The organism is Paraburkholderia fungorum (assembly GCF_902833645.1).
Taxonomy (GTDB): domain Bacteria; phylum Pseudomonadota; class Gammaproteobacteria; order Burkholderiales; family Burkholderiaceae; genus Paraburkholderia; species Paraburkholderia fungorum.
In genome coordinates, this window is sequence record NZ_CADFGE010000002.1 from 152,731 (window position 1) to 175,804 (window position 23,074).

A 23,074-nucleotide genomic window follows, 5' to 3' on the forward strand; every position below is an offset into this window, starting at 1 on the left:
TCGGAGCACTGACCCGCGGATTACCGTTTTGTTATCTATACGTCGCGCTTAAACAAAAGACCTCAAAGAAGAACGGCAGATAACAGAACCGTAATCTAGCGGACCGTCGCCGGTAAGCGCCTCTTCTCCACACTCCTGACTCATCAAGAAGCCCGCGTCGCGTGCCGCCAGGCGCTCCAGCAGGACGCTCGCCTCCCTCTGCCTCTTTTCAGGAAACCGTCATGTGGATCGTCAAGCTCGCGCTGCGCCGCCCATATACCTTCGTGGTTCTCGCGGTGTTGATCTTTATCGTTGGGCCGCTCACGATACTCCGCACGCCGACCGATATCTTTCCGAACATCAATATCCCGGTGGTCAGCATCGTCTGGACGTACAACGGCTTTTCCGCCCAGGACATGGCCAACCGCATCACGTCGAACTATGAACGTGCGCTGACCTCCGACGTCGACGATATCGAGCACATCGAGTCGCAATCGCTGAATGGCGTCTCGGTGGTCAAGATCTTTTTCCACCCGGGCGCGGACATCAATCGCGCGATCGCCGAGGCGGCTTCCAATTCCGCGTCGATCCTGCGCGTGCTGCCGCCCGGCACCCTGCCGCCGAACATCATTACGTACAACGCGTCGACAGTGCCGATCCTGCAACTCGGACTCTCCAGCAATACGCTGTCCGAACAGCAGCTCTACGACCTCGGCAACAGCCAGATCCGCACGCAACTGGCGACGGTGCAAGGCGCATCGGTGCCGCTGCCGTTCGGTGGCAAGGTGCGCCAGATCATGGTCGATATCGATCCGCGCGCGCTGCAAGCCAAAGGTCTTGCCCCGCTCGACGTGGTTAACGCCGTCAACGCACAGAACCTGATCCTGCCGGGCGGCACCGCCAAGATCGGCACGAAGGAATACAACGTCCAGATGAACGGCAGCACCGACACGGTGGCCGCGCTGAACGACCTGCCGGTCAAGACCGTGGCTGGCGGCGTGGTGTACGTGCGCGACGTCGCCCATGTGCGCGACGGCTACGCGCCGCAAACCAACATCGTGCGCAGCGACGGCAAACGCGCCGCGCTCCTCACCATCGAAAAATCCGGCAGCACGTCGACCTTGACCATCATCCAGCAGGTCAAGGCGATGCTGCCGCATATCGCCGCCGGTTTGCCGAGCGCGCTGCATATCACCGCGTTGTCCGACCAATCGGTGTTCGTGAAGTCGGCGGTGATGGGCGTGGCGCGCGAGGCCGTGATCGCCGCCGCGTTGACCGCGTTGATGATCCTGCTGTTCCTCGGCAGTTGGCGCGCCACGCTGATCATCGCGGTGTCGATTCCGCTTGCGGTGCTGACCTCATTGATCGCGCTGTCCGCGCTGGGCCAGACCATCAACATCATGACGCTCGGCGGGCTCGCGCTCGCGGTGGGGATTCTCGTCGACGACGCCACGGTCGCGATCGAAAACATCACCCATCATCTGGAAAACGGCGAGCCGCTGCACGACGCGATTCTGAACGGCTCCGGCGAAATCGCCGTGCCGACGTTCGTCTCGACACTGTCTATCTGCATCGTGTTCGTGCCGATGTTCCTGCTTTCCGGCGTGGCGCGTTATCTGTTCGTGCCGCTCGCCGAAGCGGTGGTATTCGCGATGATCGCGTCGTATTTCTTCTCGCGTACGCTGGTGCCGACCCTCGCGATGTATCTGATGCGTGCGCGCAGCAACGCACCGGTCAAGGGTAATGGCCCGATCGCGCGCCTGATCCGCTTCCAGGCCGCCTTCGAACATCGCTTCGAGCGGTTGCGCGAACGCTATCGCGGCGTACTTGGCTCGGCGATCGCGACGCCGCGCCGTTTCATCGCCATCTTCCTGTTGCTGTGTATCGGCTCGCTCGTGCTCGTGCCATTCGCCGGCCGCGATTTCTTCCCTGCCGTCGATACCGGCGAAATTCGCCTGCATTTGCGTGCGCCGACCGGCACGCGCATCGAAGACACCGCGCGCATCACCGATGAAGTCGAGGCCCGCGTGCGCAGCGTGATCCCGAAACAGGAGCTCGCGGCCATGCTCGACAACATCGGTGTGCCGGTGAGCGGCATCAACCTGACCTACGATTCCTCCGACCCGATTGGCCCGGAAGACGCCGAGGTAATGATCACGCTCGCCGCCGGCCACAAACCCACGGCCGCCTATGTGACGACGCTGCGCACCGTGCTATCGAAAGATTTTCCCGGCGTTACGTTTGCGTTCCTGCCCGCCGACATCGTCAGCCAGATTCTGAACTTTGGGCTGCCCGCGCCGATCGATATCCAGATCGTCGGCAACAAGCTCGACGCCAATCGTGTCGTAGCGAACCGCCTGCTCGAACAACTGCGCGGTGTGCGCGGGCTCGTCGATGCGCGCATCCAGCAACCGGGTGACGAACCCGCGATCAACGTCAATGTCGACCGTACCCGGGCAATTCAGGCCGGCCTGCTGCAACGCGACGTCTCGCAGAATCTGCTGATCGCGCTTTCCGGCAGTTCGCAAACCACGCCGAATTTCTGGCTCGATCCGAAGAACGGCGTCAGCTATCCGCTGATGGCGATGATGCCGCAGTACGACATCAACTCGCTGCAGGCGCTCGCCAATATTCCTGTTGCACAGAGCGGCGCTGCCAGTACGGGCGCGACGGCAGCGTCCATTGCGCCGACCGGCAACGGCCCCGCGCCGCAGAACCTGCTCGGCGCGCTGAGCACGCTGACGCGCGTCACGCAGCAGGCCGTCGTCTCGCACTACAACGTGCAACCGGTGCTCGATATCTTCGCGTCGGCACAAGGGCGCGATCTCGGCGGCGTGGCGGCGGACGTAACCCGGCTGGTCGATCAGATCCGCCCGCAATTGCCGCCCGGTGCGTCGATTGTGATGCGCGGCCAGGTGCAGGCGATGCACGATTCCTTCAGCGGACTCGCCAGCGGTCTGGTGTTCGCGATCGCGCTCGTCTATCTGCTGATGGTCGTCAATTTTCAGTCGTGGCTCGATCCGCTCATCATCATCAGCGGCCTGCCGGGCTCGCTCGCGGGCATTGCATGGATGCTGTTCAGCACCGGCACGAGCCTGAGCGTGCCGGCGCTGACCGGCACGATCCTGTGCATTGGCATTGCCACGGCCAACAGCATTCTGGTGATCAACACCGCGCGCGAATTCCACCACGGCGGCAAACCACCGCTGCAAGCTGCGCTCGAGGCGGGTTTCAGCCGCTTCCGGCCAGTACTCATGACCGCGCTCGCGATGCTGATCGGCATGCTGCCCATGGCGCTCGGCCTCGGCGACGGCGGCGAACAGAATGCGCCGCTTGGCCGCGCCGTCATCGGCGGCCTCGCGCTCGGCACGGTATCCACGCTGCTGTTTGTTCCCGTCGTCTACGGGACGGTGCATGCATGGCTCGACAAACGCCGCGCGGCTCGCACCGCCGCCCAGGAATCCCGCGTTCCCGCCCGCACACTTTGACTCCGACGAGAGCCCGCTCATGAACAACTCATCACTTCCACCCGATCTCGGCGACGGGCTTGAACCGGCCCGCGAGGCTGATCGCGCCGCCACGGCTGCCGAGGGCAGCGAAGCGTCACGCGCAGCCGACACCGCGCATGCCGCCGAGCCGGCCCGGCCGGCGAGCGCCAGCGAGGACCCACGCGCCGCCGGTTTGCCCACCAGCCTCAAGCCTCGCCGCCGCATGTGGCCGCTGGCATTGACCGGCCTTGCCGCGGCGCTGCTGATCGCCGGCATCGTGCCGCGGTTGCATGCCAGCGCCGCGCTCACGCAACAGACGCAAGCGCAAAGCGCGCTCAGCGTGTCCGTGGTCTTACCGCGCCCCGCGCCTGCTGTCCACGAATTGCTGCTGCCCGGCGCGGTGACGCCCTTCGCCGAAGCATCGATCTACGCGCGCACGAGCGGCTACGTGGCGCACTGGAGCGCCGACATCGGCACCCAGGTGAAAGCCGGTCAGACGCTCGCCACGATCGACGCCCCCGATCTGGACGCACAACTGCGTCAGGCGCGTGCCGACGAAGCCACCGCGCAGGCCAACTTCGACTTCGCGAAAACCACGGCGCAGCGCTGGCAGGAGATGCTGAAAACCCAATCGGTCGCGCAGCAGGATGCGGATACGAAGGTTAGCGACATGGAGGCGCGGCGCGCGATGCTGGCGTCGGCGCAGGCCAACGTCGCGCATCTGGCCGAGCTGGTGTCCTACGAAAAGATCACCGCGCCGTTCGACGGCACGATCACCGCGCGCAATGTCGATGTCGGCAGCCTGGTGACGGCGGGCGGCACGCCCGGCACGCCGGGTATGTCGGGCGAGCTGTTTCATATTCAGCAGACGGGCGTGCTGCGCGTGTTCGTCGACGTGCCGCAGAACGACGCGCCCTACGTCACGCCCGACACCGGCGTGTATCTGAGCGTCCAGCAGTATCCCGGGCGGCACATCGCGGCGAGGGTAGCGCGCACGAGCGGCTCGATCGATCCGGCGAGCCGCACATTGCGCGTCGAAGTGGACGTCGACAACAAGGACGGCGCGCTGCTGCCGGGCGCTTACGCGCAGGTGCATCTGCAGTTGCAATCGACCACTCCGGCGCTCGATCTGCCGGTGAGCGCGCTGCTGTTTCGTCCGGATGGCGTGACGGTTGCCGTGGTCGACGGCAATGGCCGTGCAGCGCTCAGGACGGTGCACATCGGCCGCGATTTCGGCACGCATGTGGAGATCACCACGGGCCTCGCCGCGACCGACCGAGTGATCGACAACCCCGGCGATTCGCTGAGTACCGGTCAGCTCGTGCAGATCGCGCCGGCCGCGCATGGCTGAGCGCCTGTCATGGAAAGGATGAGCCTAATGTCTTCAAACTCGCCGTCACGCCCGCCGTTGCGTCCGCTGTTGCGTCTGCAATTACGTCCGCTGTTACGCCGCTCGTTGGTGGCCGTGCTGATCGGCGCGCTGCTGAGCGCCTGCTCGACGTTGCCGCCGTACCAGCGCCCCGCCGTCCAGATGCCCTCGCAGTACGCAGGCACGGCGCCGGGTTGGGCCCAGGCCGCGCCGGCTGACACCGCGCCGCGTGGCCCCTGGTGGACGATTTTCAACGACCCGGTGCTGAATCAACTCGAAGCCCGCATCGACGTCTCGAACCAGACCGTGCGCAAAGCGGTTGCACAGGTCGAGCAGGCACGTTCGATGGTGGATTATCAGCGCGCCGGTTTTTTCCCGACAATCACGGCCGGTGCCGCGCAGGACCGTTTCCGGACCTCACAGAACGTCGAGGGCAAATCACTCGCGGGCAAGACCGTACCGGACTATTCGGCCGGCGTATCGGCGAGTTGGGAACCTGACCTGTTCGGCCGCGTGCGCGACAGCGTGACCGGCGCGCGGGCCGATGCCGCTGCGAGCGAGGCCGATCTCGAAGCCGTGCGTCTGTCGATGAGCGCCGATCTCGCGGTCGACTATTTCTCCCTGCGCTCGCTCGACACGCAAAAGAAGCTGCTCGACGACAGCGTAACCGCCTACGCCGCCGCCCTGAAGCTGCTGGAGCAGCAACTAAAAGACGGCGCGATCGACGCCTCCGCGGTCGCTCAGGCCACCACCCAACTCGAAGCGACCCGCACGCAGGACACCGACATCGACGTCACCCGCGCGCAGATGCAGCATGCGATTGCCACGCTGATCGGCGAGCCGGCTTCGAGCTTCACGCTGCCGCCGAACGGCTCGGCCGCGACGCCGCCGGCGATTCCCGTCGGCGTGCCGTCGCAACTGCTCGAACGCCGGCCTGATATTGCAGCCGCCGAACGACGTGTGGCGGCGGCGAACGCGCAGATCGGCGTGGCGCACGCGGCGTTCTTCCCCGATCTGGTGCTGTCGGCGAGCGCGGGCCTGGAAAGTACCTTCTTCGCGCCGTGGTTGAGCGCACCGAGCCTGTTCTGGTCGCTCGGCCCGCAACTGGTCGGCACGCTGTTCGACGGCGGCAAGCGCACCGCCAGCCTGCATGGCGCGACGGCGCAGTACGACGGCGCGGTCGCGGACTACCGGCAATCGGTGCTGGTGGCTTTCCAGCAGGTCGAGGACAATCTGTCCGCCCTGCACTCGCTCGCCGACGAAGCCGCCAGCCAGCAGCGCGCGACCACGGCCGCCGATCTGTCGTTGCGGCTCACGACGAATCGCTTCAATGCGGGGGCGGTCAGTTATCTCGACGTGGTGACGGCGCAGACGATTGCGTTGACGAATCAGCGCATGGCGGATCAGATCGCGGCGCGACGGCTGGAGGCGAGCGTGTTGTTGTTAAAGGCGCTGGGCGGGACGCTGCCCGCCCTTAAACCCGCCGGAACGTAAGCACGAAGCGCGTGCTCTGCGCGTCGCTTTCCGCATGCACGGTGCCGCCGTGTAATTCCATGATCGTGCGCACGATGGCAAGCCCGAGCCCCGTCGAACCCGGCGAGCCTTGCGATACGCCGGACGAAGGCAAGGCACTGCGCGACGGATCGATGCGATAGAAACGGTCGAAAATCCGTTCGAGATGCTCGGAGGCAATCGGCTGCCCCTGGTTCGATACGGTGACGCGTACCCTGTCGGCGAAAGCGTGGACATCGAGCGCGATCTCGCCGCCGCGTGGCGTATAGCGAATCGCGTTGGCAAGCAGATTGCTGACGGCGCGGCGGAACAGTTCGAGATCCGCCGTCAGCATCGCGGAACCGGAAACCTGCACGCTGACATTAGCTTCCTCGGCAATACCTTCGAAGTATTCGGCGATCCGCGTCAACTCCTGCCCCGCATCGAACTCGCGCATATGTTTGACGAATTGCGGATGCTCGGCACGGGCAAGAAACAGCACGTTTTCGATCATTCGCGCGAGGCGGTCGCATTCCTCCAGATTCGATGCGAGCAGCGACTCGTATTCCTCGGTGGAGCGTGGCCGGGCGAGCGCGACTTCGGTGGCGCCACGCATATTGCCAAGCGGCGTGCGCATATCGTGCGCGAGATCGGCGGTGAAGCGCGACAGGTGCTGAAAGCCGCGGTCGACGCGTTCGAGCATCGCATTGAGTGCGTTCACCAGGGCTTCAAGTTCGCTCGGGACGCGCGCCACCGCGATTCGCGTATTCAATCGATTGACCGTGACACCGGCCGCGCTCGCCGCGATATCGCGCAGCGGCCGCATCGCGGCGCGAATCAGCAGATAGCTCAGCAGCACCGCGAGAATCACACCCACCGCGCCGGCGATGTGGAGCTTGTCGCGGTAGCGGTCGAGCAGCCGCCAGCGGTCGCTCATGTTGCGCGCGATCAGCACGGTCGCCGTGTCGCCGTCATGCAGGCGCGCATCCGCGAGAATGCCGCGGATCGGCGCACCGTGCCGGCCGGTCCAGGCGCCGATGTCCGCGTCGGTAATGCGTGCAGAAGCGGCAATGCGCTTGAGCGGCGGCAACGCGTCGAGCGTCTGGACGCCGCCTGGTTCGGCGGTCTCGCCGGGATCCTGGAGATCGCTTGTCGCGCTCGCGTCGTCCGGCTCGCTTGCCCCACCCACTGCTATGGGAGCACTCGACGCACTGGAAACAGCGGAAACCGCCGAAACCGCGCTGCCGGCCGTGCCGCCCGGCGCCGGGAAGGTTTCCCCGGCATTGTGTTCGATCGCCATATGCCCATCGGGACCGAACACCTCCATCGACATCGCTTCATTACCCAGCACGAGACTGGTCAGGCGGTCGCCGTGCTCGCGGATCCCCTTCGCCGCGTCGAGCTCCTCAGCAAGCCGCCGTGCGTGGCGTGCGGCGAGCACGATGTCGAGATCGTCTTGCGCCTTGATCTGTTTTTCCAGCGCAAGGTACAGAAAACTCCCGACGAGCACGAAAACCGCGAGCGTGGTGACACCGAAGGCAAGCGCGAGCGTTGCGGCGAGCGAGCGGCCACGCATCAAGCGGTATCCTTCAGTTCGAGTACGTAGCCGACGCCGCGCACGGTGTGAATCAGCTTGACGGGAAAGTTATCGTCGATCTTGGTGCGCAGCCGGCGAATCGCCACCTCGACGACATTGGTATCGCTGTCGAAATTCATGTCCCATACATAGGACGCAATCTGCGTGCGGCTCAGCACTTCACCCTGACGGCGCGCCAGCAACTGCAACAGCGAAAACTCGCGCGGCGTGAGATCGATACGCGTGCCGCCGCGTTTCACGCGCCGGCGATTGACGTCCATTTCCAGATCGCCCACCTTGATCAGTTCGCTTTCGCGCGGCGGCCCCCGGCGTGCCAGCGTACGCACGCGGGCCAGCAATTCGACGAAGGCGAACGGCTTGACGAGATAATCGTCGGCGCCGAGTTCGAGACCGCGCACGCGGTCGTCGACATCGTCGCGTGCGGTGAGGAACAACACCGGCGTGGTCCGCGTGCTGCGCAAGGTCTTGACGACAGTCCAGCCGTCCATGCCGGGCAGCATCACGTCGAGCACGATCACGTCGTACTCTTCTTCCTGTGCGAGGATCAGCCCTTGTGGGCCGTCGTTCGCGACATCGACCGCGTAGCCCGATTCTTCCAGGCCTTTCTTCAGATAAGCCGCTGTTTTGAGCTCATCCTCGATCACCAGGATTCGCATGGGAGTGCTCCGCTGTGCTTGATCGCTAGATCATACCGGCAAGCGAAGCGCGAGATGATTACGATCCGGTAATGTTGGCGGCAGCACGCCGCGGTGCGGCACAACGCCGTTTTCAGGCTGGCCGCGCCGGCCGGTGGAAGCTCCAGCCAGACACGGTAAGATGGATGGCAGCAGCTACTGCCGTCCTACTCGCGCACTACTCGCGCGATCCCCGCGACTCGTTGCGGCGCCGGAATACGGCCAGAAGGAGCCAATCGTGTCTAAAAACCAATCTTGCCGCCGTCCCCTGCTCGCGCTGGTGCTCCTGCTACCGCTTCTGCTGCTGGCCCAGCCACGGCCCGCGTCCGCCAGCGAGGACAGTGCCAACGCCAGCGCGGAAGCCGCGGGCCAGCGTGCCCGCTTCGACCGGGAATTCTGTGGCGTCTCCGCGCAGGAGGTGGCCGAATACAAGGAGAAGCTGAGAAAGGTGCTCACCGAGGCCAGCCAGTTCGATACGCGCTGGCAGAACGGCTGGCGGCGCGGCGATAGCGATACGATCCAGATGCGCTCGCTGCAACTCAACAGCCCGGCGGAGTTCGCGGCGCGGGTCAAAAGCAATTGCGAACGCATCAAATGGCAGGCCGGCAACGCGCTGCGAGTACGCGCACCCCGGTAGTCCGCCTGCCGAAACTGTTATTCTTCCCTCTCTGCCGACCGCCACCTGGTCGCCTGCCGCCTCCGGGCGGCATTCCTAAGCGGCGCGCTCACGCGTCCGGTATCAGCGAGACAGGAATTTGAATGTTCGGTTTTCTGCGTGGCTATTTTTCCAACGACCTGGCAATCGACCTCGGCACGTCGAACACCCTTATCTACATGCGTGGCAAGGGCATCGTGCTGGACGAACCGTCGGTGGTGTCGATTCGTCAGGAAGGCGGCCCGAACGGCAAGAAGATCATTCTGGCCGTCGGCAAGGAAGCGAAACAGATGCTCGGCAAGGTGCCGGGCAATATCGAGGCGATCCGCCCGATGAAGGACGGCGTGATCGCCGACTTCAACATCACCCAGCAGATGATCAAGCGCTTCATCCAGATGGCGCACGAATCGCGAATGTTCGCACCGTCGCCGCGCATCATCATCTGCGTGCCGTGCGGTTCGACCCAGGTCGAGCGCCGCGCGATCAAGGAAGCCGCGCATAGCGCCGGCGCCTCGCAGGTCTATCTGATCGAAGAACCGATGGCCGCGGCCACCGGCGCCGGTTTGCCGGTGTCGGAAGCGACCGGCTCGATGGTGGTCGATATCGGCGGCGGCACCACCGAAGTGGGCGTGATCTCGCTCGGCGGTGTGGTCTACAAGGGCTCGGTGCGCGTAGGCGGCGACAAGTTCGACGATGCGATCGTCAACTACATTCGCCGTAACTACGGCATGCTGATCGGCGAACAGACCGCCGAGGCGATCAAGAAGGAAATCGGCTCTGCCTTTCCGGGCTCCGAGGTCAAGGAGATGGAAGTCAAGGGCCGCAATATGTCCGAAGGCATTCCACGCAGCTTCACGGTGTCCAGCAACGAGATTCTCGAAGCCCTCACCGACCCGCTGAACCAGATCGTCTCGGCGGTAAAGATCGCGCTCGAACAGACGCCGCCGGAACTGGGCGCCGACATCGCCGAACGCGGCATCATGCTCGCAGGGGGAGGCGCACTGCTGCGCGACCTCGATCGCCTGCTGGCCGAAGAAACCGGCCTGCCGGTGTTCGTCGCCGAGGCGCCGCTGACCTGCGTGGTGCGCGGCTCGGGCATGGCGCTGGAGCGGATGGACAAGTTCGGCGGCGCGTTTTCGTACGAGTGAGAGGGGCGTGGCAGTTGCTTTGCCACGCATTGCGTTGCTTGCATCAGGCGCATCGAGCGCACCGTGCTGCTCCAGCGCACCGGCGAACAACCCATTTCACGCCACCTTCTAAGAAACGACCAAATACTTGGTTGCTAGTCCCTGCCCCCCTCCCGTACCGTTCCCAGTTTGCGGACCCGTATTGGAGGACTCATGCCAGCATCCGAATCGCAGCTAAACCAGAATCCAGATCAACTTGGCGCAGACGCAGCGGAACTGTTCGCTGAAGACGAGCTGACCCGGCGTTTCATTCCCATCTTCACCCGCATCGCCGAAGGCGCGGTAGAACGCGAGCAGAATCGCGAACTTCCGTACGCTCCCGTGGAATGGCTGCGCGAGGCCGGCTATACCAGACTGCGCGTGCCGAAAAAGTACGGTGGCGAAGGCGTCACATTTACAGCGTTCCTCGCGCTAGTCACGCGGCTTGGCGAGGCCGACTCGAACCTTCCGCAAATCCTGCGCGTACACGGCGGGTTCATCGAAGCGCTGCTGGAAAGTAGCGACGAACCGCTGCGCGACCGCTGGTTCACGCGCATCGCACAAGGACAGATCATCGGCGGCGCCGTATCCGAGCGCACCGGCACCACCAGCAACAGCGTGCGTCTCACGCAAACCGACGGCGCCTGGTATCTGGACGGCGAGAAGTACTACACCACCGGCACGCTCTACGCGGACTGGGTCGACGTCACCGCACACGACGGACAGAGCGACGTGCGTGTGCTCGTCAGGAGCGACACGCCAGGCCTCTCGCGAATCGACGACTGGGACGGTTTCGGGCAGCGCCTGACCGGCAGCGGCACGGCGCGTTTCGAGCATGTGCCGGTCTCGCTCGACAATCTGTACCGCCGCTATAGCGCGGCCGAACCTCGCCGCAACAGTCTGCTGACCGCGTACTATCAGGCGTTGCATATCGCCAATCTGGCCGGTATCAGCCGTGCGGCGCTGCGCGATGCCGTGACGTTCACGCAAGCCAGGACGAGAACCTTCGGTGTTCCCGGTGAATCGAGCCCGCGCGACAATCCATTGGTGCATCGTGTCGTCGGCCGTCTCGCGAGCCTTGCTTACTCGACACAAAGTATCAGCGCATCGCTTGCCCGCTCGATCGATGCGGTATCCGTGGCGCGGCAGGAAGGCCGGGCCGACGAGCAAACCTATATCCGCCTCGATATCCAGACCTTCCAGGCGCAGCAGATCGTCATCGAGCAGACCCTGCAGGCGGCAACGCTGCTGTTCGAAGTAGGCGGTGCATCGGCAACCAGCGAAACGCGCCGCTTCGATCGCTACTGGCGCAATGCGCGAGTGCTCGCATCGCACAACCCGGCGATCACCCGCGAAGCCGCGATTGGTGACTTCTACCTGAACGGAAAAGCCCATCAGGAAAGGTTCGGTGTGGCGCGGAATCCGGAAGCCGCCACCGCTGCGACGCAGCTTTAAAAGCGCGCACCAAAAACGACTAAGGCCGCGTAAGCGGCCTGAAGAGCGCTGGCGGGAGGGAGGGGAATCTATGCTGATCCGCCCGGACGCCTGCGTGGCCCGGGGTCGCTGAAGAAAACACCACCGAAGGCCTGGAAGAAGCGCTGCGTCGCTGGTTTATCCCACACCGAAGCTCGGCTCGACGGCGCGGTCCGGATACGTGGATCACTTCGCCGGAGGCGTCCAGATACGGATGTCCGTCGCTTTCAAGGCGGCGGGAATCAGCCCGGCCGCGCGGTAGGTGTCGGCGATGCGCTGCTGCTCAGCCAGCTGATCGCGTTTCACCGGCACGATCTCATAGCTGCGGCGGCTATTGGCCAATTCGACAGTCGGCCCCGGAATGTTGCCCCACACCGGGCCGAGAATCTGCGCGGCTTCCTGGGGATGCGCTTTGACCCATTTGCCGGTGGCGTTCAATTCATCGAATACGACGCGCAGCACGTCCGGGTGCTTGTCGGCGAAGGCCGTGGTCGCCGTGTAAAAACGGTTGTATTGGGCGACCCGGCCGCTGCCGTCCGCCACCACGCGAACGTGCGCATCACGCTGCTGTGCGGCGAGGAATGGGTCCCAGATGGCCCATGCATCGATGTTGCCGCCACGGAATGCAGCGAGCGCATCGGGCGCCTCAAGATAGCGCACCTGGATGTCGTTGATCGTCAGCCCTGCTTTAGCCAGAGCGCTCAGCAGCAGGAAATTGCATCCCGAGCCTTTGGATACCGCCACGCGCTTGCCCTTGAGGTCGGCTACCGAATGAATCGGCGAATCCGGCGGCACGATGATCGCCTGGGCGGTGGGCGCGGAGGTTTCTTCGGCGTAGTACGTAAGCGGTGCGTTGGCAGCCTGCGTGAAGAGCGCAAACGCATCCGCGACATCCGCATGCAAATCGACGCTGCCGGCGTTCAGCGATTGCAGCAGGCCCGTTGAAAACTCGTGCCAGCTCACGTCATAGCCGAGCGCGTTGAGTTTCTTTTCCAGCGCGCCGGTTCGTTTCAGCAGGATGAACAGCGTCGACGACCGCTGGTAGCTGATCGACACGGTTTCGTTAGCGCTTGCCACGCTGGCCGACAGGACGCCGCCAATCAAGGTCAGGCACACGCAGAGGCGTCGCAGGATTCGCGAGCGGGAGAAAACGGATGGCATCGATCAACGTTCAAGTGCTTGGGGGAATCGACGAATATATAAAAGAACGACGCCCGCCCAAAGACCGATTTCATCGATCGATATGGGCAGAAATTGGAACGCGTGACGGCGGCATCGCTCATCATTCGAGGTTTGATACGAATTGACGGACACGCTTTCCCGTGGAGATTTCTGCATGACCTCGGCACTCCCTCCCCGCTTCGGCATCTGGGCATTGGTTCACGGCAGCCGTGCCGCGTTGCAGGACCCCGATGAACCGTACGACGCGTCATGGGCGAGAAACAAGGCGCTCGTTCTCGAGGCCGAACGGCTCGGCTACGACTCCGTGCTGGTCGCGCAACATACGATCAACCCGCACAATTCCGATTTCGATCAACTCGAAGCGTGGACTGCATCGGCCGCGCTCGCGGCACTGACCGGGCGCATCGAAATCATCGCCGCGATCAAGCCTTATCTGTATCACCCTGTGGTGCTGGCCAAGATGGCGCAGCAGATCGAGCACATCAGCGGTGGGCGCTTCGCCATCAATCTTGTCAACGCATGGAATCGCCCTGAACTGGAGCGTGCCGGCATCGGCTTCGCGGAGCACGACGCGCGTTATGCCTACGGGCGCGAGTGGATTACGGTGGTCGATTCCTTGCTGCGTGGCGAACGCACCCGGTTTCGCGGAGCGCATTTTAATGTGGATGACTATCTATTGCGGCCCGCGGACCCGTTTCGCAGCCGTCCGCGCATCTATGTCGGCGGTGAATCGGAACCGGCGCGGGAACTGGTCGCGGACAAAGGCGACGTCTGGTTCATCAACGGCCAGCCCCTCGCCGATGTCAAAGCGCTGATTGCGAATGTCGCGGGGCGCAAGCGCCCTGAGTCGCACGAGCCGTTGCGATTTGGTTTGTCAGCGTTCGTGATTGCGCGCCAAAGCGATGAGGCGGCCAATCGACACCTCGATCATCTCTTCACGTTGGCCGCGAAAGACGCCCCGTTGCGCGAGCAACAGAAATCGAACATCGACCCGAAGGCGGTGATGTTCCAGACCTTCGCGCAAACCCCACGTGTGGGCTCGAACGGCGGCACGGCCGCCGGCCTCGTCGGCAGCTACGACACCGTCGCGCAGCGGATCGCCGCGTTTCATCGCGCGGGAATCGAACTGTTCATGCTGCAATTCCAGCCATTCGAGACCGATATGCGTATTTTTGCCGAAGAAGTTATTCCACGGGTGCGCCGCCTGCTCGGCTGATCCACCACGCCGGTTACGCGGCGATCAGTTCGTTGCCGGCATGTGGCACAGTATCGTCAACCCCATGCGCTACGCTTGGCGACACTGAATAGCCCCGACGAGCCCCATGAAAAACCCGACTGCCTACGAGCCCCCGGTCGACGAAGACCAGCTTCTGCTGAAGTGGATCCGGCGCGCGCGCGAATCCCAGATGAGCCATTACGACATGGCCGACCTGCTCTGCGCGCGAGAGCGCGGCATCGGCTGGCTGGTTACCGTATTGACGGCCTTTGTGGGCACGGCCGTGTTTGCGTCGTTGAATGCGACAGCTGTGTCACCGGCGCTCAGGATTTCCGTGGGCGCGGTCAGCGTGGCGGCGGCGGTCTCCGCCGCGCTGCAAACATTCTTCCGCTACGCGGAGCGCGCCGAGAAGCATCGCGCGGCCGGCGCGCGCTATGGCGCGGTGCGGCGCAAGCTTGAAGCGATCTACGCCGGCGACGCGGATGCCCGCGACGGCCACTATCTGAGCGCGATTCGCGACGAACTCGACCGGCTCGCTGAAGATTCGCCGAACGTGCCGCCCCGCGTCTTTTACCGCACGCAGCGAACCCTCGCCGACGAACCGCGCAGAAGCCGCGACGCCTGACCGGCCATTCCCCGTCGCCTTAAGACTGGCGTATCGCGGACACCAGTAGCAGCATCGGCCGTTCGCGCTCTTCCGCCAGTTCAGGCCGCGCGGCAAGATCGGCCTCGGTCGGCCCCCACTCGTCGACATGGGCGATAGTGAGGCCCGCGCCGATCAGGTGATTGAGCAAGGTGCCGATGGTGCGGTGCTGCTTGACGACCCCGTCGGCCAGCCAGTTCGTCACGCGGGGCCCTTCTAGCTGGTAGCTGTCGAGTGGCCAGTGCTTATGGCCATCCGCATCGACCGACCAGCCTGGCTCACGCGGCGCCATGAAAATCGGGTGTTCGATCGAGAACACGAGGCGCCCGCCCGGCACCAGCGCGCGGTGCACCGTGTCGAACAGGCCGCGCAGATTTTCGATGTAGTGGAACGCGAGCGAGCTGTAGACGAGATCGAAACCGGCCTCCGGCAAGTCGAGATGTTCGAGATCGGCTCGGGCATAGGTCACCGCCTGATCGTTCGTCGACGATTCCGCCCGTTCCAGCATCTTCTGCGAAACATCGAGGCCGAGCACCGTGGCTGCGCCCGCTTCGCGCGCCCACCGGCAGAACCAGCCATAGCCGCAGCCAAGATCGATCACCTTCAGGCCAAGCATCTCCGGCAGCATCGCGCGCAACGCCGGCCATTCGGCGGCGCCGGCAAGGCCTTGCGTCGAGCGACCCAATTGACTGTAGTTCTCGAAGAAAATGGGGTCGTCGTAAATGTTCTGTGCCATTTGTAAATTGGCTTAACTTCAATTGAAGCAACGGCGCCGCCTGCTGTATACCTGCCAAACCCGCCGACGTGCGATTTGTCAGTGAGAATAACCCCTATTCGCGAGCACGTTTTTCGATCGGCGGTTCGCAACGCAATACGACCGCCGGGACCGCCGGTATTTACTTCTGTCGGGGCCCTTCTTTCGGGGCCTTCACGCCGCTCCGATTATGGTATTGTCCGACCTGCGCTTTAAAGCGCATTGCCACACTCAATCGGGAAGCGCAATCGCTCCCTAAAAAAAATATTATGGAAGTCCAAAACGCCCGTCGTTGGGCACCACGGGGAACACGCGTCTGGCTCACCGCGGCCGCCGCATTGGCGATCGCCAGCGGTGTGCGCATGTTGCTCCATCCGCTACTCGGACCGATCATGCCGGGCACCGCGTTCTGCATCGCGGCGGCCCTGGTCGAGTATTTTTGCGGGCTGGCGCCAGCGCTCGCGGTCATGCTGCTCGGCCTGGGTATCGCCGACTATCTGTTCGTCCCGCCCTACGCAGCCATCACCGTATTCAATAGCGCCGACCTGCTTCTGCTGATCTCGTATCCGCTGGTGACGCTGCTCGTCATCGTCTTGATCGAACGTCTGCGCCGGTCGCAGTTTCGCGCCGAACTGATCGCCTCGGTCGCGCAGTCACGCTATGAAATGCTGCTGCGGCACGACAACGAACGCTTGCTCGCACGCCGCGCCGTCGACGAAACGCACCGGCTGCTGCGCCATCTGTCGCACCATCACCGGACCTTCATTTTCATTCAGGCGCTCGAACGCGATGCGCTGCAGCAAGTGGACGACGTCAGGACGCCCGGCCTGTTGCCGCGTCTGCCCAACGAAATTGCGCCGGGTCCGCGTTTTGCCGACGTCGATACCGAAGACATCCAGCGGCTCAGCAAGGCGCTGTGGCCCGGCAGTCATCGCGTCCGCATGAAAGGCGCCGACGGCGCGTCGAGGCTGACCGAGTGCATGTGTGAACGCTTCACCACGCACGCCGGCGAATTCCTCGTGCTGCGGATCGGAGACTGATCCATGAGCCAGCCTACGAGCCTGTTCTTACCCGGCGACGACCATGCCGTGCTGATGCTGCACGGGCTGTCGAGTTCGCCGCTCGAATTACGCTTTCTCGCGCGCTATCTGAATGCCGAGGGTTTCACTACTTGCGCACCTGTTCTGCCGGGCTATAGCGCCGGTTCCGAAGAGGCGGCGATGGAAGCGTGGCTCGACGCCGCCGTGCGCGAATACGACGCGCTGGCCGCGCGCTTTGCTCACGTCTCGATCTGCGGGCTGTCGATCGGTGCGGCGCTGGCGCTCGCGCTCGCGCATCGCCGTCCCGCGGCGCGCTCGCTCGTGCTGTTGTCGCTGACGCTCTCTTACGACGGCTGGGCGATCCCCTGGTATCGATTCCTGCTCAACTGGGCGTACTTCACGCCACTACGCAAACGCTGGCGCTACCGCGAGGAAGCACCGTTCGGTTTGCGCAACGAAGCGCTCAGGGCGAAGATCGCCCGCGCCATGCAGCGCAGCGACTTCAGCGAAGTCGGTCCGTCGACGATTTCATTGCCGGCATTGCACGAGGCAAGCCGCCTCGCCGCGAGTGTGCGCACGCAGGTGCGCGACATCAAGACCGATTGCCTGATTGTTCATGCAATCGACGACGAGACGTCGAGCCCGCGCAATGCACGCTTTGTCGCCGCGAATATCGGCGCTGCCTTCTTACGAACAATCTGGCTGGACGATTCGTATCACATGATTACGTCGGACAACGAGCGCGAAATCGTCGCGCGTGAAACCGCGCTGTTTCTGCGCGAGAGTGAAGTGGCCCACGGCGGCGACGACAGCGGCAAGCAACCGGTGGTCTCGAAGGCCCTGGCGCGGCGCCTCAGACAACTCGCGGCACTCGGCAAGGAGCGCGTATGACCGCGCCGGCCAAGGCCACACGCGCGTCGCGGCGCAGCACGCGCAGATTCGGTCAAACCGCACGCCGGTCGTTGCTGCTCGCCGCGGCTCTCGGCCTGTGCGCCGCGCGCGCGGCCTACGCGGACGATGCAAGTCCGAATGCGACGCCTGACGCGGGCACTAGCGCGGCCGCCGACAGCAAATGGAAAATCGGCGTGGGGCCAGGTCTCGTGATCACCCCCAAATACCCGGGCTCGCGACAGCTAAGCTTCTTCCCGTTTCCCTCGCTGGATATCTCCTACGACGACCGGATTTTCTCGCAGGGTCCCGACGTGCTGGGTGTCAACGTGCTGCGCGGTCCGGCCTATCACGTGGGCGCGGCGTTCAGTTTCGACTTCCAGACTCGCAAGGAGTCCGACGACCCGCGTTTGCATGGACTGGGCGACGTGCATGGCGGCCCAAAACTGAAGCTTTTCGCCGACTACACGTGGTGGGCGTTTACCGGCTCGGTGGCGTTGTACCAGGATATCGCCGGCCATCATCAGGGGACCACGGTCAGCACGGATTTCGTGGCGTCCGCGCCGGTTGGCGGCTGGCTGTTCTCCGTGGGCCCGGGCTTTACGTGGGCGAACGGGACTTATACCCGGACTTTCTTCGGCGTATCCGGACAGCAGAGCGCGGCCTCGGGATTGCCCACGTATAGCACCAGCGCCGGCGTACGGGACATCCACATGAACGCCATGGTGACGTACGACTTTTCCAAACACTGGAATGGCTCGGTTTCCGCGACTTTCGGGCGGCTGGAACACGACGCGGCCAATAGCCCGATTACCGAAAAAAGATTCGAGCTCAATACGCTCGCTTCGGTGAACTACAAGTTCTAGTTTCCGGCTGCTCGCGCGCTCACTCGCAGCGCGCGAGCAGCACACGACCAGCCAAGCGGACTTCAGTCTTCCGTGCCGGACGGTTGATCGATTTCAATGCCCAGTTCAGCGGCCATGCGCCGTACCACCGCCTGAAGCCGGCTCAACTCGTCGGCGAGCCGTTTCTGCTCGGCTTTTACCGCCTCGAACGCCGACAGCGGCACTACCTCGTCTTCCCCACCCGGTTGCGCGAGCTCACTCGCGCTGACTTCGCCGCATAGCAGATGCATCCAGCGGTTTTCGCGTTCGCCCGGTGTGCGGGCCAGTTTCACTACGCGCGGCGGATCGTTGGCCGCCAGTTCGTCGAGGAACGCCTCGACCGACGAAATGTCGGCAAATCCATGCAGGCGCGCGCTGTTCAGGCGCAACTCGGCGGCGGTCTGCGGGCCGCGCAGCAGCAAGGTGGTCAGCAAGGCCGCCGACTGACTCGGCAAGCCCAGGACACGATTCATGTTGTGCTCGAAGCGCGGCACGCGGCTGCTGCTGCCTTCCATCACGAGGCTCAGGCGCTTCAGGCCATCGACGGCGGTCAGCACTTCGGCTTCGGTCGCGTTGATCACGGGCGATCGGCCGGTCTTCTGGTTGCAGCCCAAGGTCAGTGCGTTCAGCGAAAGCGGATAGCTGTCCGGCACGGTGTGCTGCTTTTCGACCAGCACGCCGAGCACGCGCCCTTCAAGCAAGGTCAACGCGCGGATGGAGGGGCGGGAAACAGCGTCGGGAGTGGAGTTCATAGAGGATGTCGCGGCAAGCGCCGCCGGGTCTCGTGGACAGTGTGCGTGATCGATGCACAGCCCCGTTGCGCAACCGGGCGGCGGGTTTTAGTTGGTGGGCACCATCATAAACGTCCAGGCCACGCGCGGTGTACGAATCTCTGCGATGAACCGGCCGCCCTGACCGCGTTCGCGTCCCTCGGATGTTTTTTTCTCGTTGACGAATTCCCACATTGGAGATAATTTCCCGAATATGGAAAACACGCCCTCCGACGACAACGCCATCGACCGCCGCATTGCCCAGCGTCTGCGAGCGCTGCGCGCCGAGCGCAACTGGTCCCTCGACGATCTCGCGAAACTCAGCAACGTCAGCCGCGCCACGCTGTCCCGCCTCGAAAACGCCGCCGTGAGCCCCACGGCCAGCGTGCTGGGCAAGCTGTGCGTCGCCTACGGCTTGCCGATGTCGCGCCTCATGCACATGGTCGAAGAAGACTTCGCGCCGCTGGTGCCGCGCAATGCGCAGGCCGTCTGGACCGACGCGAGCATCGGCTTCCGGCGCCGCTCCGTGTCGCCACCGGCTCAGGCGCTGAGCGGCGAGGCACTGGAATGCGAACTCGATGCCGGCGCGCGAATCGATTACGACGCATCGCCGCGAGCCGGCCTCGAACATCATCTGATCCTGCTCGAAGGGCAATTGCAGATCACCGTCGACGGCCGGAGTCACGACCTGCAAGCCGGCGACTGTCTGCGCTATCAGTTATTCGGCCCCAGTGCTTTCGCCACGCCCGCGCACAGCGCGGCCCGCTACATTCTCTTCATCGTCTGAGTTCCAGCTACCATGAGCGCCCCCAAAATCACGACCTTCTCCGCCGACGACCTCGTCCGGCATCTGCCCGAACTCGGCGCGCTGCTGCGTGCCTGCGTCCATGACGGCGCGAGCGTGGGCTTTGTGTTGCCGCACAGCGTCGCGGAGAGTGAGGCATTCTGGAGCGGCAAGGTGTTGCCGTCGCTGCGTGCGGGCGCGCTGGTCTTGTTCGTCGCGCGTCATGGCGAGTCGATCGCGGGCACCGTGCAACTCGATTACGACACGATGCCGAATCAACGCCATCGCGCCGAAGTGCGCAAGCTGCTGGTTCACCCGGCGTTTCGCCGCCAGGGCATTGCCAAAGCGCTGATGGCGGAGCTGGAGCGCCGTGCGCTGCAACTGCAGCGCAGCCTGCTGACGCTGGATACGCGCACCGGCGACAAAGCGGAGCCGCTTTACGCCGCGCTGGGTTATCAAACGGCCGGTGTGATCCCGCAGTTTTGCCGCGACACGCAGGAAGAGCGGCTCGACTCGACCACCATCATGTACAAGGCGTTGTGACGAGCCTGAGCGCGTGATTTAACGGCGCGCGTCGAACGCGATCCGCACGGCCAGGCCGGCGAGCACGGTGCCCATCAGCCAGCGTTGCACCAGCAGCCACACCGGCCGCCCGGCGAGAAAGCCGGCGATCGAACCCGCCATGCTGGCAATCAAGGCATTGACCGTGACCGCGATGACGATCTGCACGCAGCCGAGCGCGATCGATTGCGACAGCACGCTGCCGTGCCCCGGCGAAATGAACTGCGGCAGCAGCGACAGGTACATGACCGCGATCTTCGGATTCGCGAGGTTCGTGACGAGGCCCATCGTAAAGAGCTTGCGGCGGCTGTCGTGCGGCAGGTCGCGCACCTGGAACGGTGAGCGCCCGCCCGGCTTGACCGCCTGCCAGGCCAGATATAGCAGGTAAAGCGCGCCGCCGAAACGCAGCGCGTCGTAGGCATAAGGCACCGTCAACAGCAGCGCCGTGATACCGAATGCGGCACAAAACATGTAGAACACGTAGCCGAGCGCGACGCCGCCGAGTGACACGAGCCCGGCGCGCCGCCCCTGGCAGAGCGATCGCGAGATCAGGTAGATCATGTTCGGACCCGGCGTAAGCACCATGCCGAGTGAGACCAGGGCAAAGGCGAGCAACGTTGTAGCAGTGGGCACGGCGGCTCCTCTGGCGATTGAAGGCGGGCACTATGCCGCCGAATATAGCCGATGTCATAGCCGATGTCGCCCCCGCCAACCCCAATCGCCGTCCTGCCGATGGGGCTTTTCAGCTTGCCCGGCGCAAGTGCTCGGCGGATCGATTGGGCGCTGCATCGCACGAAACACTTGCGGCGAAATTTTTTGCCCGGTATTGTCGAGCCGTTCTGCAATGCAGTGCGGGAGAGATCGTCAGAGGCTTGTGACGACGCCGACGGAGCAACCGCCCCGGAAACTCTCAGGCAAAAGGACCGCGCAGCAGGAACATCTGGAGAGCGGCGCCGTGCGCGCCCACCGAAGGGGATTCCCGGCATGGCGCCTAGATCGCGCTCCTTTGCTCGCGGGAAGAAACTCTCAGGTACATGGACAGATGGGGCATCGACGCCGGTTTCGACACGAAATCGACACCGGTGATGCCCAACTACTCTGGATCATGTCATGTCACGAATCGCCATTATCGGCGCCGGCATTACCGGCGTCACGACTGCTCACGCCCTCGCGCAGCGCGGCCACCACGTCACCGTGTTCGAGCGTCATCGCTATGCTGCGATGGAGACCTCGTTCGCCAATGGCGGGCAGTTGTCCGCCAGCAATGCGGAAGTCTGGAACAGCGCCGCCACCGTACTGAAGGGCCTGCGCTGGATGCTCACGCGCGACGCCCCGCTGCTGCTCAATCCCATGCCCACGTGGCACAAGTATTCGTGGATGGGTGAGTTTCTGCGGCAGATTCCGCATTACCGCGCGAACACGGTCGAGACCGTCCGGCTCGCGATTGCGGCGCGCGAGCATCTGTTTTCGATTGCCGAGCGCGAAGGGATCGACTTCGATCTGGAGCGGCGCGGCATTCTGCACATCTACAAGACCCGCAAGGAATTCGACGCGGCGAACAAGGTGAATGCGTTGTTGCGCGAAGGCGGCCTCGATCGCAATCCGGTGACGGCCACGGAGTTGCAGCGGATCGAGCCTACGCTGCATGGCGATTTTTTCGGCGGGTTCTTCACGCCCTCCGACTCGACCGGCGACATTCATAAATTCACACGCGGCCTGGCCGACGCCTGCGCGCGGCACGGCGTCGAGTTTCACTACGATGCCGAGATCACAGCGATCGAGCAGCCGGCCGAAGGACGGTTTTCGATGACGGTCAATCTCGCGGGCGAGTCGCAGCGTTTTGCCTTTGAGCGGATCGTCGTGTGCGCGGGAGTGAAGAGCCGCGACTTTGCGGCGATGCTGGGCGATCACGTGAACGTCTATCCGGTGAAGGGCTATTCGATCACCGTATGCCTCGACGATGAAGTCAGCCAACAGCGCGCGCCGTGGGTGAGCCTGCTCGACGACAGCGCGAAGATCGTGACGAGCCGGCTCGGCGTCGATCGTTTCCGCGTGGCGGGCACGGCGGAGATCAACGGCTTTAACCGCGATATCCGCTCGGACCGGATCGCTCCGCTGGTGGACTGGACGCGCCGGCATTTTCCCGAGGTGTCGACTTCGCGCGTGATTCCGTGGGCGGGCTTGCGGCCGATGTTGCCGAACATGCTGCCGAAGGTGGGCCGCGGCAAACGGCGTGGGGTGTTCTACAACACCGGCCACGGGCATCTGGGCTGGACGTTGTCGGCAGCCACGGCGCAGGCGGTAGCCGGGGTTATTGAATAGGCCCACGCACTCGCGGGCATGCCGTTACCAGAATGCGCGCCTGAAAAGCCAGGTTAACATCATGGCTTGGTTCGGCCGATGACATTAAAGGTGCGCTCACCATTGAGCGCACTGCGGAACGCACTGCGGAACGCACTG

The 23,074-nt window shown here is 64.0% G+C and carries 20 protein-coding genes and 1 riboswitch; of the genes, 14 read left to right on the top strand and 6 right to left on the bottom strand.

All coding sequences use genetic code 11. The features are described from left to right. Positions 1–221: 221 nt before the first annotated feature. From HWX91_RS07420 to HWX91_RS07430, 3 genes are read left to right on the top strand one after another with little or no spacing between them, the layout of a single operon-like run. A complete protein-coding gene (locus HWX91_RS07420) occupies positions 222–3,467 on the top strand; it encodes an efflux RND transporter permease subunit (protein ID WP_028194504.1) in 3,246 nt (1,081 codons plus the stop codon). Positions 3,468–3,486: 19 nt separating this feature from the next. Next, the gene (locus HWX91_RS07425) at positions 3,487–4,818 is read left to right on the top strand and encodes an efflux RND transporter periplasmic adaptor subunit (protein ID WP_028194505.1); all 1,332 of its coding nucleotides are present in this window, start codon (positions 3,487–3,489) and stop codon (positions 4,816–4,818) included. A 27-nt stretch (positions 4,819–4,845) separates the two neighbouring features. Further along, a complete protein-coding gene (locus HWX91_RS07430) occupies positions 4,846–6,330 on the top strand; it encodes an efflux transporter outer membrane subunit (protein WP_375792426.1) in 1,485 nt (494 codons plus the stop codon). On the opposite strand, the gene HWX91_RS07435 is transcribed toward HWX91_RS07430, so the two are convergent. Further along, positions 6,311–7,903 carry a heavy metal sensor histidine kinase gene (locus tag HWX91_RS07435; RefSeq protein ID WP_028194507.1) on the bottom strand — a complete coding sequence of 531 codons (1,593 nt, stop codon included), beginning with the start codon at positions 7,901–7,903 and terminating at the stop codon, positions 6,311–6,313. The two genes, HWX91_RS07430 and HWX91_RS07435, sit on opposite strands and share 20 nt — an antisense overlap. After that, on the bottom strand, positions 7,903–8,580 hold the full coding sequence (locus tag HWX91_RS07440; RefSeq protein ID WP_028194508.1) for a heavy metal response regulator transcription factor: 678 nt from the start codon (positions 8,578–8,580) through the stop codon (positions 7,903–7,905). The genes HWX91_RS07435 and HWX91_RS07440 overlap by 1 nt, the downstream gene beginning before the upstream one ends. Positions 8,581–8,836: 256 nt before the next feature. On the opposite strand from HWX91_RS07440, the gene HWX91_RS07445 reads away from it, so the two are divergent. The 3 genes from HWX91_RS07445 to HWX91_RS07455 all read left to right on the top strand — a co-directional run bounded on the left by HWX91_RS07445 (position 8,837) and on the right by HWX91_RS07455 (position 11,874). Then, a complete protein-coding gene (locus HWX91_RS07445) occupies positions 8,837–9,235 on the top strand; it encodes a hypothetical protein (RefSeq protein ID WP_028194509.1) in 399 nt (132 codons plus the stop codon). Positions 9,236–9,357: 122 nt separating this feature from the next. Next, positions 9,358–10,401, top strand: coding sequence for a rod shape-determining protein (locus HWX91_RS07450; RefSeq protein WP_028194510.1), 1,044 nt, complete (start codon positions 9,358–9,360; stop codon positions 10,399–10,401). 192 nt (positions 10,402–10,593) lie between these two features. Beyond that, on the top strand, positions 10,594–11,874 hold the full coding sequence (locus HWX91_RS07455; RefSeq protein ID WP_028194511.1) for an acyl-CoA dehydrogenase family protein: 1,281 nt from the start codon (positions 10,594–10,596) through the stop codon (positions 11,872–11,874). A gap of 204 nt (positions 11,875–12,078) precedes the next feature. On the opposite strand, the gene HWX91_RS07460 is transcribed toward HWX91_RS07455, so the two are convergent. Beyond that, positions 12,079–13,053: an aliphatic sulfonate ABC transporter substrate-binding protein gene (locus HWX91_RS07460; RefSeq protein WP_028194512.1), complete on the bottom strand. Its 975-nt coding sequence runs from the start codon at positions 13,051–13,053 to the stop codon at positions 12,079–12,081. Positions 13,054–13,228: 175 nt separating this feature from the next. Here HWX91_RS07460 and HWX91_RS07465 point away from each other — a divergent pair, with 175 nt between their 5' ends. Continuing rightward, a complete protein-coding gene (locus HWX91_RS07465) occupies positions 13,229–14,290 on the top strand; it encodes an LLM class flavin-dependent oxidoreductase (RefSeq protein ID WP_028194513.1) in 1,062 nt (353 codons plus the stop codon). 106 nt (positions 14,291–14,396) lie between these two features. Further along, positions 14,397–14,915, top strand: a complete 519-nt coding sequence (locus tag HWX91_RS07470; RefSeq protein WP_028194514.1) for an SLATT domain-containing protein — start codon at positions 14,397–14,399, stop codon at positions 14,913–14,915. 19 nt (positions 14,916–14,934) lie between these two features. Here HWX91_RS07470 and HWX91_RS07475 read toward each other — a convergent pair whose 3' ends face one another. Then, positions 14,935–15,669 (bottom strand): class I SAM-dependent methyltransferase, encoded by a 735-nt coding sequence (locus HWX91_RS07475; RefSeq protein ID WP_028194515.1) that lies wholly within the window; start codon positions 15,667–15,669, stop codon positions 14,935–14,937. A 287-nt stretch (positions 15,670–15,956) separates the two neighbouring features. Here HWX91_RS07475 and HWX91_RS07480 point away from each other — a divergent pair, with 287 nt between their 5' ends. Genes HWX91_RS07480 through HWX91_RS07490 form a run of 3 tightly spaced genes read left to right on the top strand, consistent with a single transcriptional unit; the run spans position 15,957 to position 18,481 of the window. Continuing rightward, positions 15,957–16,727 (top strand): DUF4118 domain-containing protein, encoded by a 771-nt coding sequence (locus tag HWX91_RS07480; RefSeq protein WP_028194516.1) that lies wholly within the window; start codon positions 15,957–15,959, stop codon positions 16,725–16,727. Between the two features lie 3 nt (positions 16,728–16,730). Next, the gene (locus tag HWX91_RS07485) at positions 16,731–17,618 is read left to right on the top strand and encodes an alpha/beta hydrolase (RefSeq protein WP_028194517.1); all 888 of its coding nucleotides are present in this window, start codon (positions 16,731–16,733) and stop codon (positions 17,616–17,618) included. Further along, positions 17,615–18,481 (top strand): MipA/OmpV family protein, encoded by an 867-nt coding sequence (locus HWX91_RS07490; protein ID WP_081832930.1) that lies wholly within the window; start codon positions 17,615–17,617, stop codon positions 18,479–18,481. The genes HWX91_RS07485 and HWX91_RS07490 overlap by 4 nt, the downstream gene beginning before the upstream one ends. 62 nt (positions 18,482–18,543) lie before the next feature. Here the strand turns inward: HWX91_RS07490 and HWX91_RS07495 are convergent, their stop codons facing one another. Beyond that, on the bottom strand, positions 18,544–19,251 hold the full coding sequence (locus HWX91_RS07495) for a YceH family protein (protein WP_028194519.1): 708 nt from the start codon (positions 19,249–19,251) through the stop codon (positions 18,544–18,546). A 232-nt stretch (positions 19,252–19,483) separates the two neighbouring features. Here HWX91_RS07495 and HWX91_RS07500 point away from each other — a divergent pair, with 232 nt between their 5' ends. Beyond that, entirely contained in the window at positions 19,484–20,056 is a 573-nt protein-coding gene (locus tag HWX91_RS07500) for a helix-turn-helix domain-containing protein (RefSeq protein WP_028194520.1), read from the top strand. Positions 20,057–20,068: 12 nt separating this feature from the next. After that, positions 20,069–20,596: a GNAT family N-acetyltransferase gene (locus HWX91_RS07505; RefSeq protein WP_028194521.1), complete on the top strand. Its 528-nt coding sequence runs from the start codon at positions 20,069–20,071 to the stop codon at positions 20,594–20,596. A gap of 18 nt (positions 20,597–20,614) precedes the next feature. On the opposite strand, the gene HWX91_RS07510 is transcribed toward HWX91_RS07505, so the two are convergent. Beyond that, positions 20,615–21,247 carry a LysE family translocator gene (locus tag HWX91_RS07510; RefSeq protein WP_028194522.1) on the bottom strand — a complete coding sequence of 211 codons (633 nt, stop codon included), beginning with the start codon at positions 21,245–21,247 and terminating at the stop codon, positions 20,615–20,617. A 209-nt stretch (positions 21,248–21,456) separates the two neighbouring features. Continuing rightward, a riboswitch (glycine riboswitch) is annotated at positions 21,457–21,550 on the top strand. Positions 21,551–21,724: 174 nt separating this feature from the next. Between HWX91_RS07510 and HWX91_RS07515 the strand changes: the two genes are divergently transcribed. Further along, on the top strand, positions 21,725–22,936 hold the full coding sequence (locus tag HWX91_RS07515; protein ID WP_028194523.1) for a D-amino acid dehydrogenase: 1,212 nt from the start codon (positions 21,725–21,727) through the stop codon (positions 22,934–22,936). Positions 22,937–23,074: the final 138 nt, after the last annotated feature.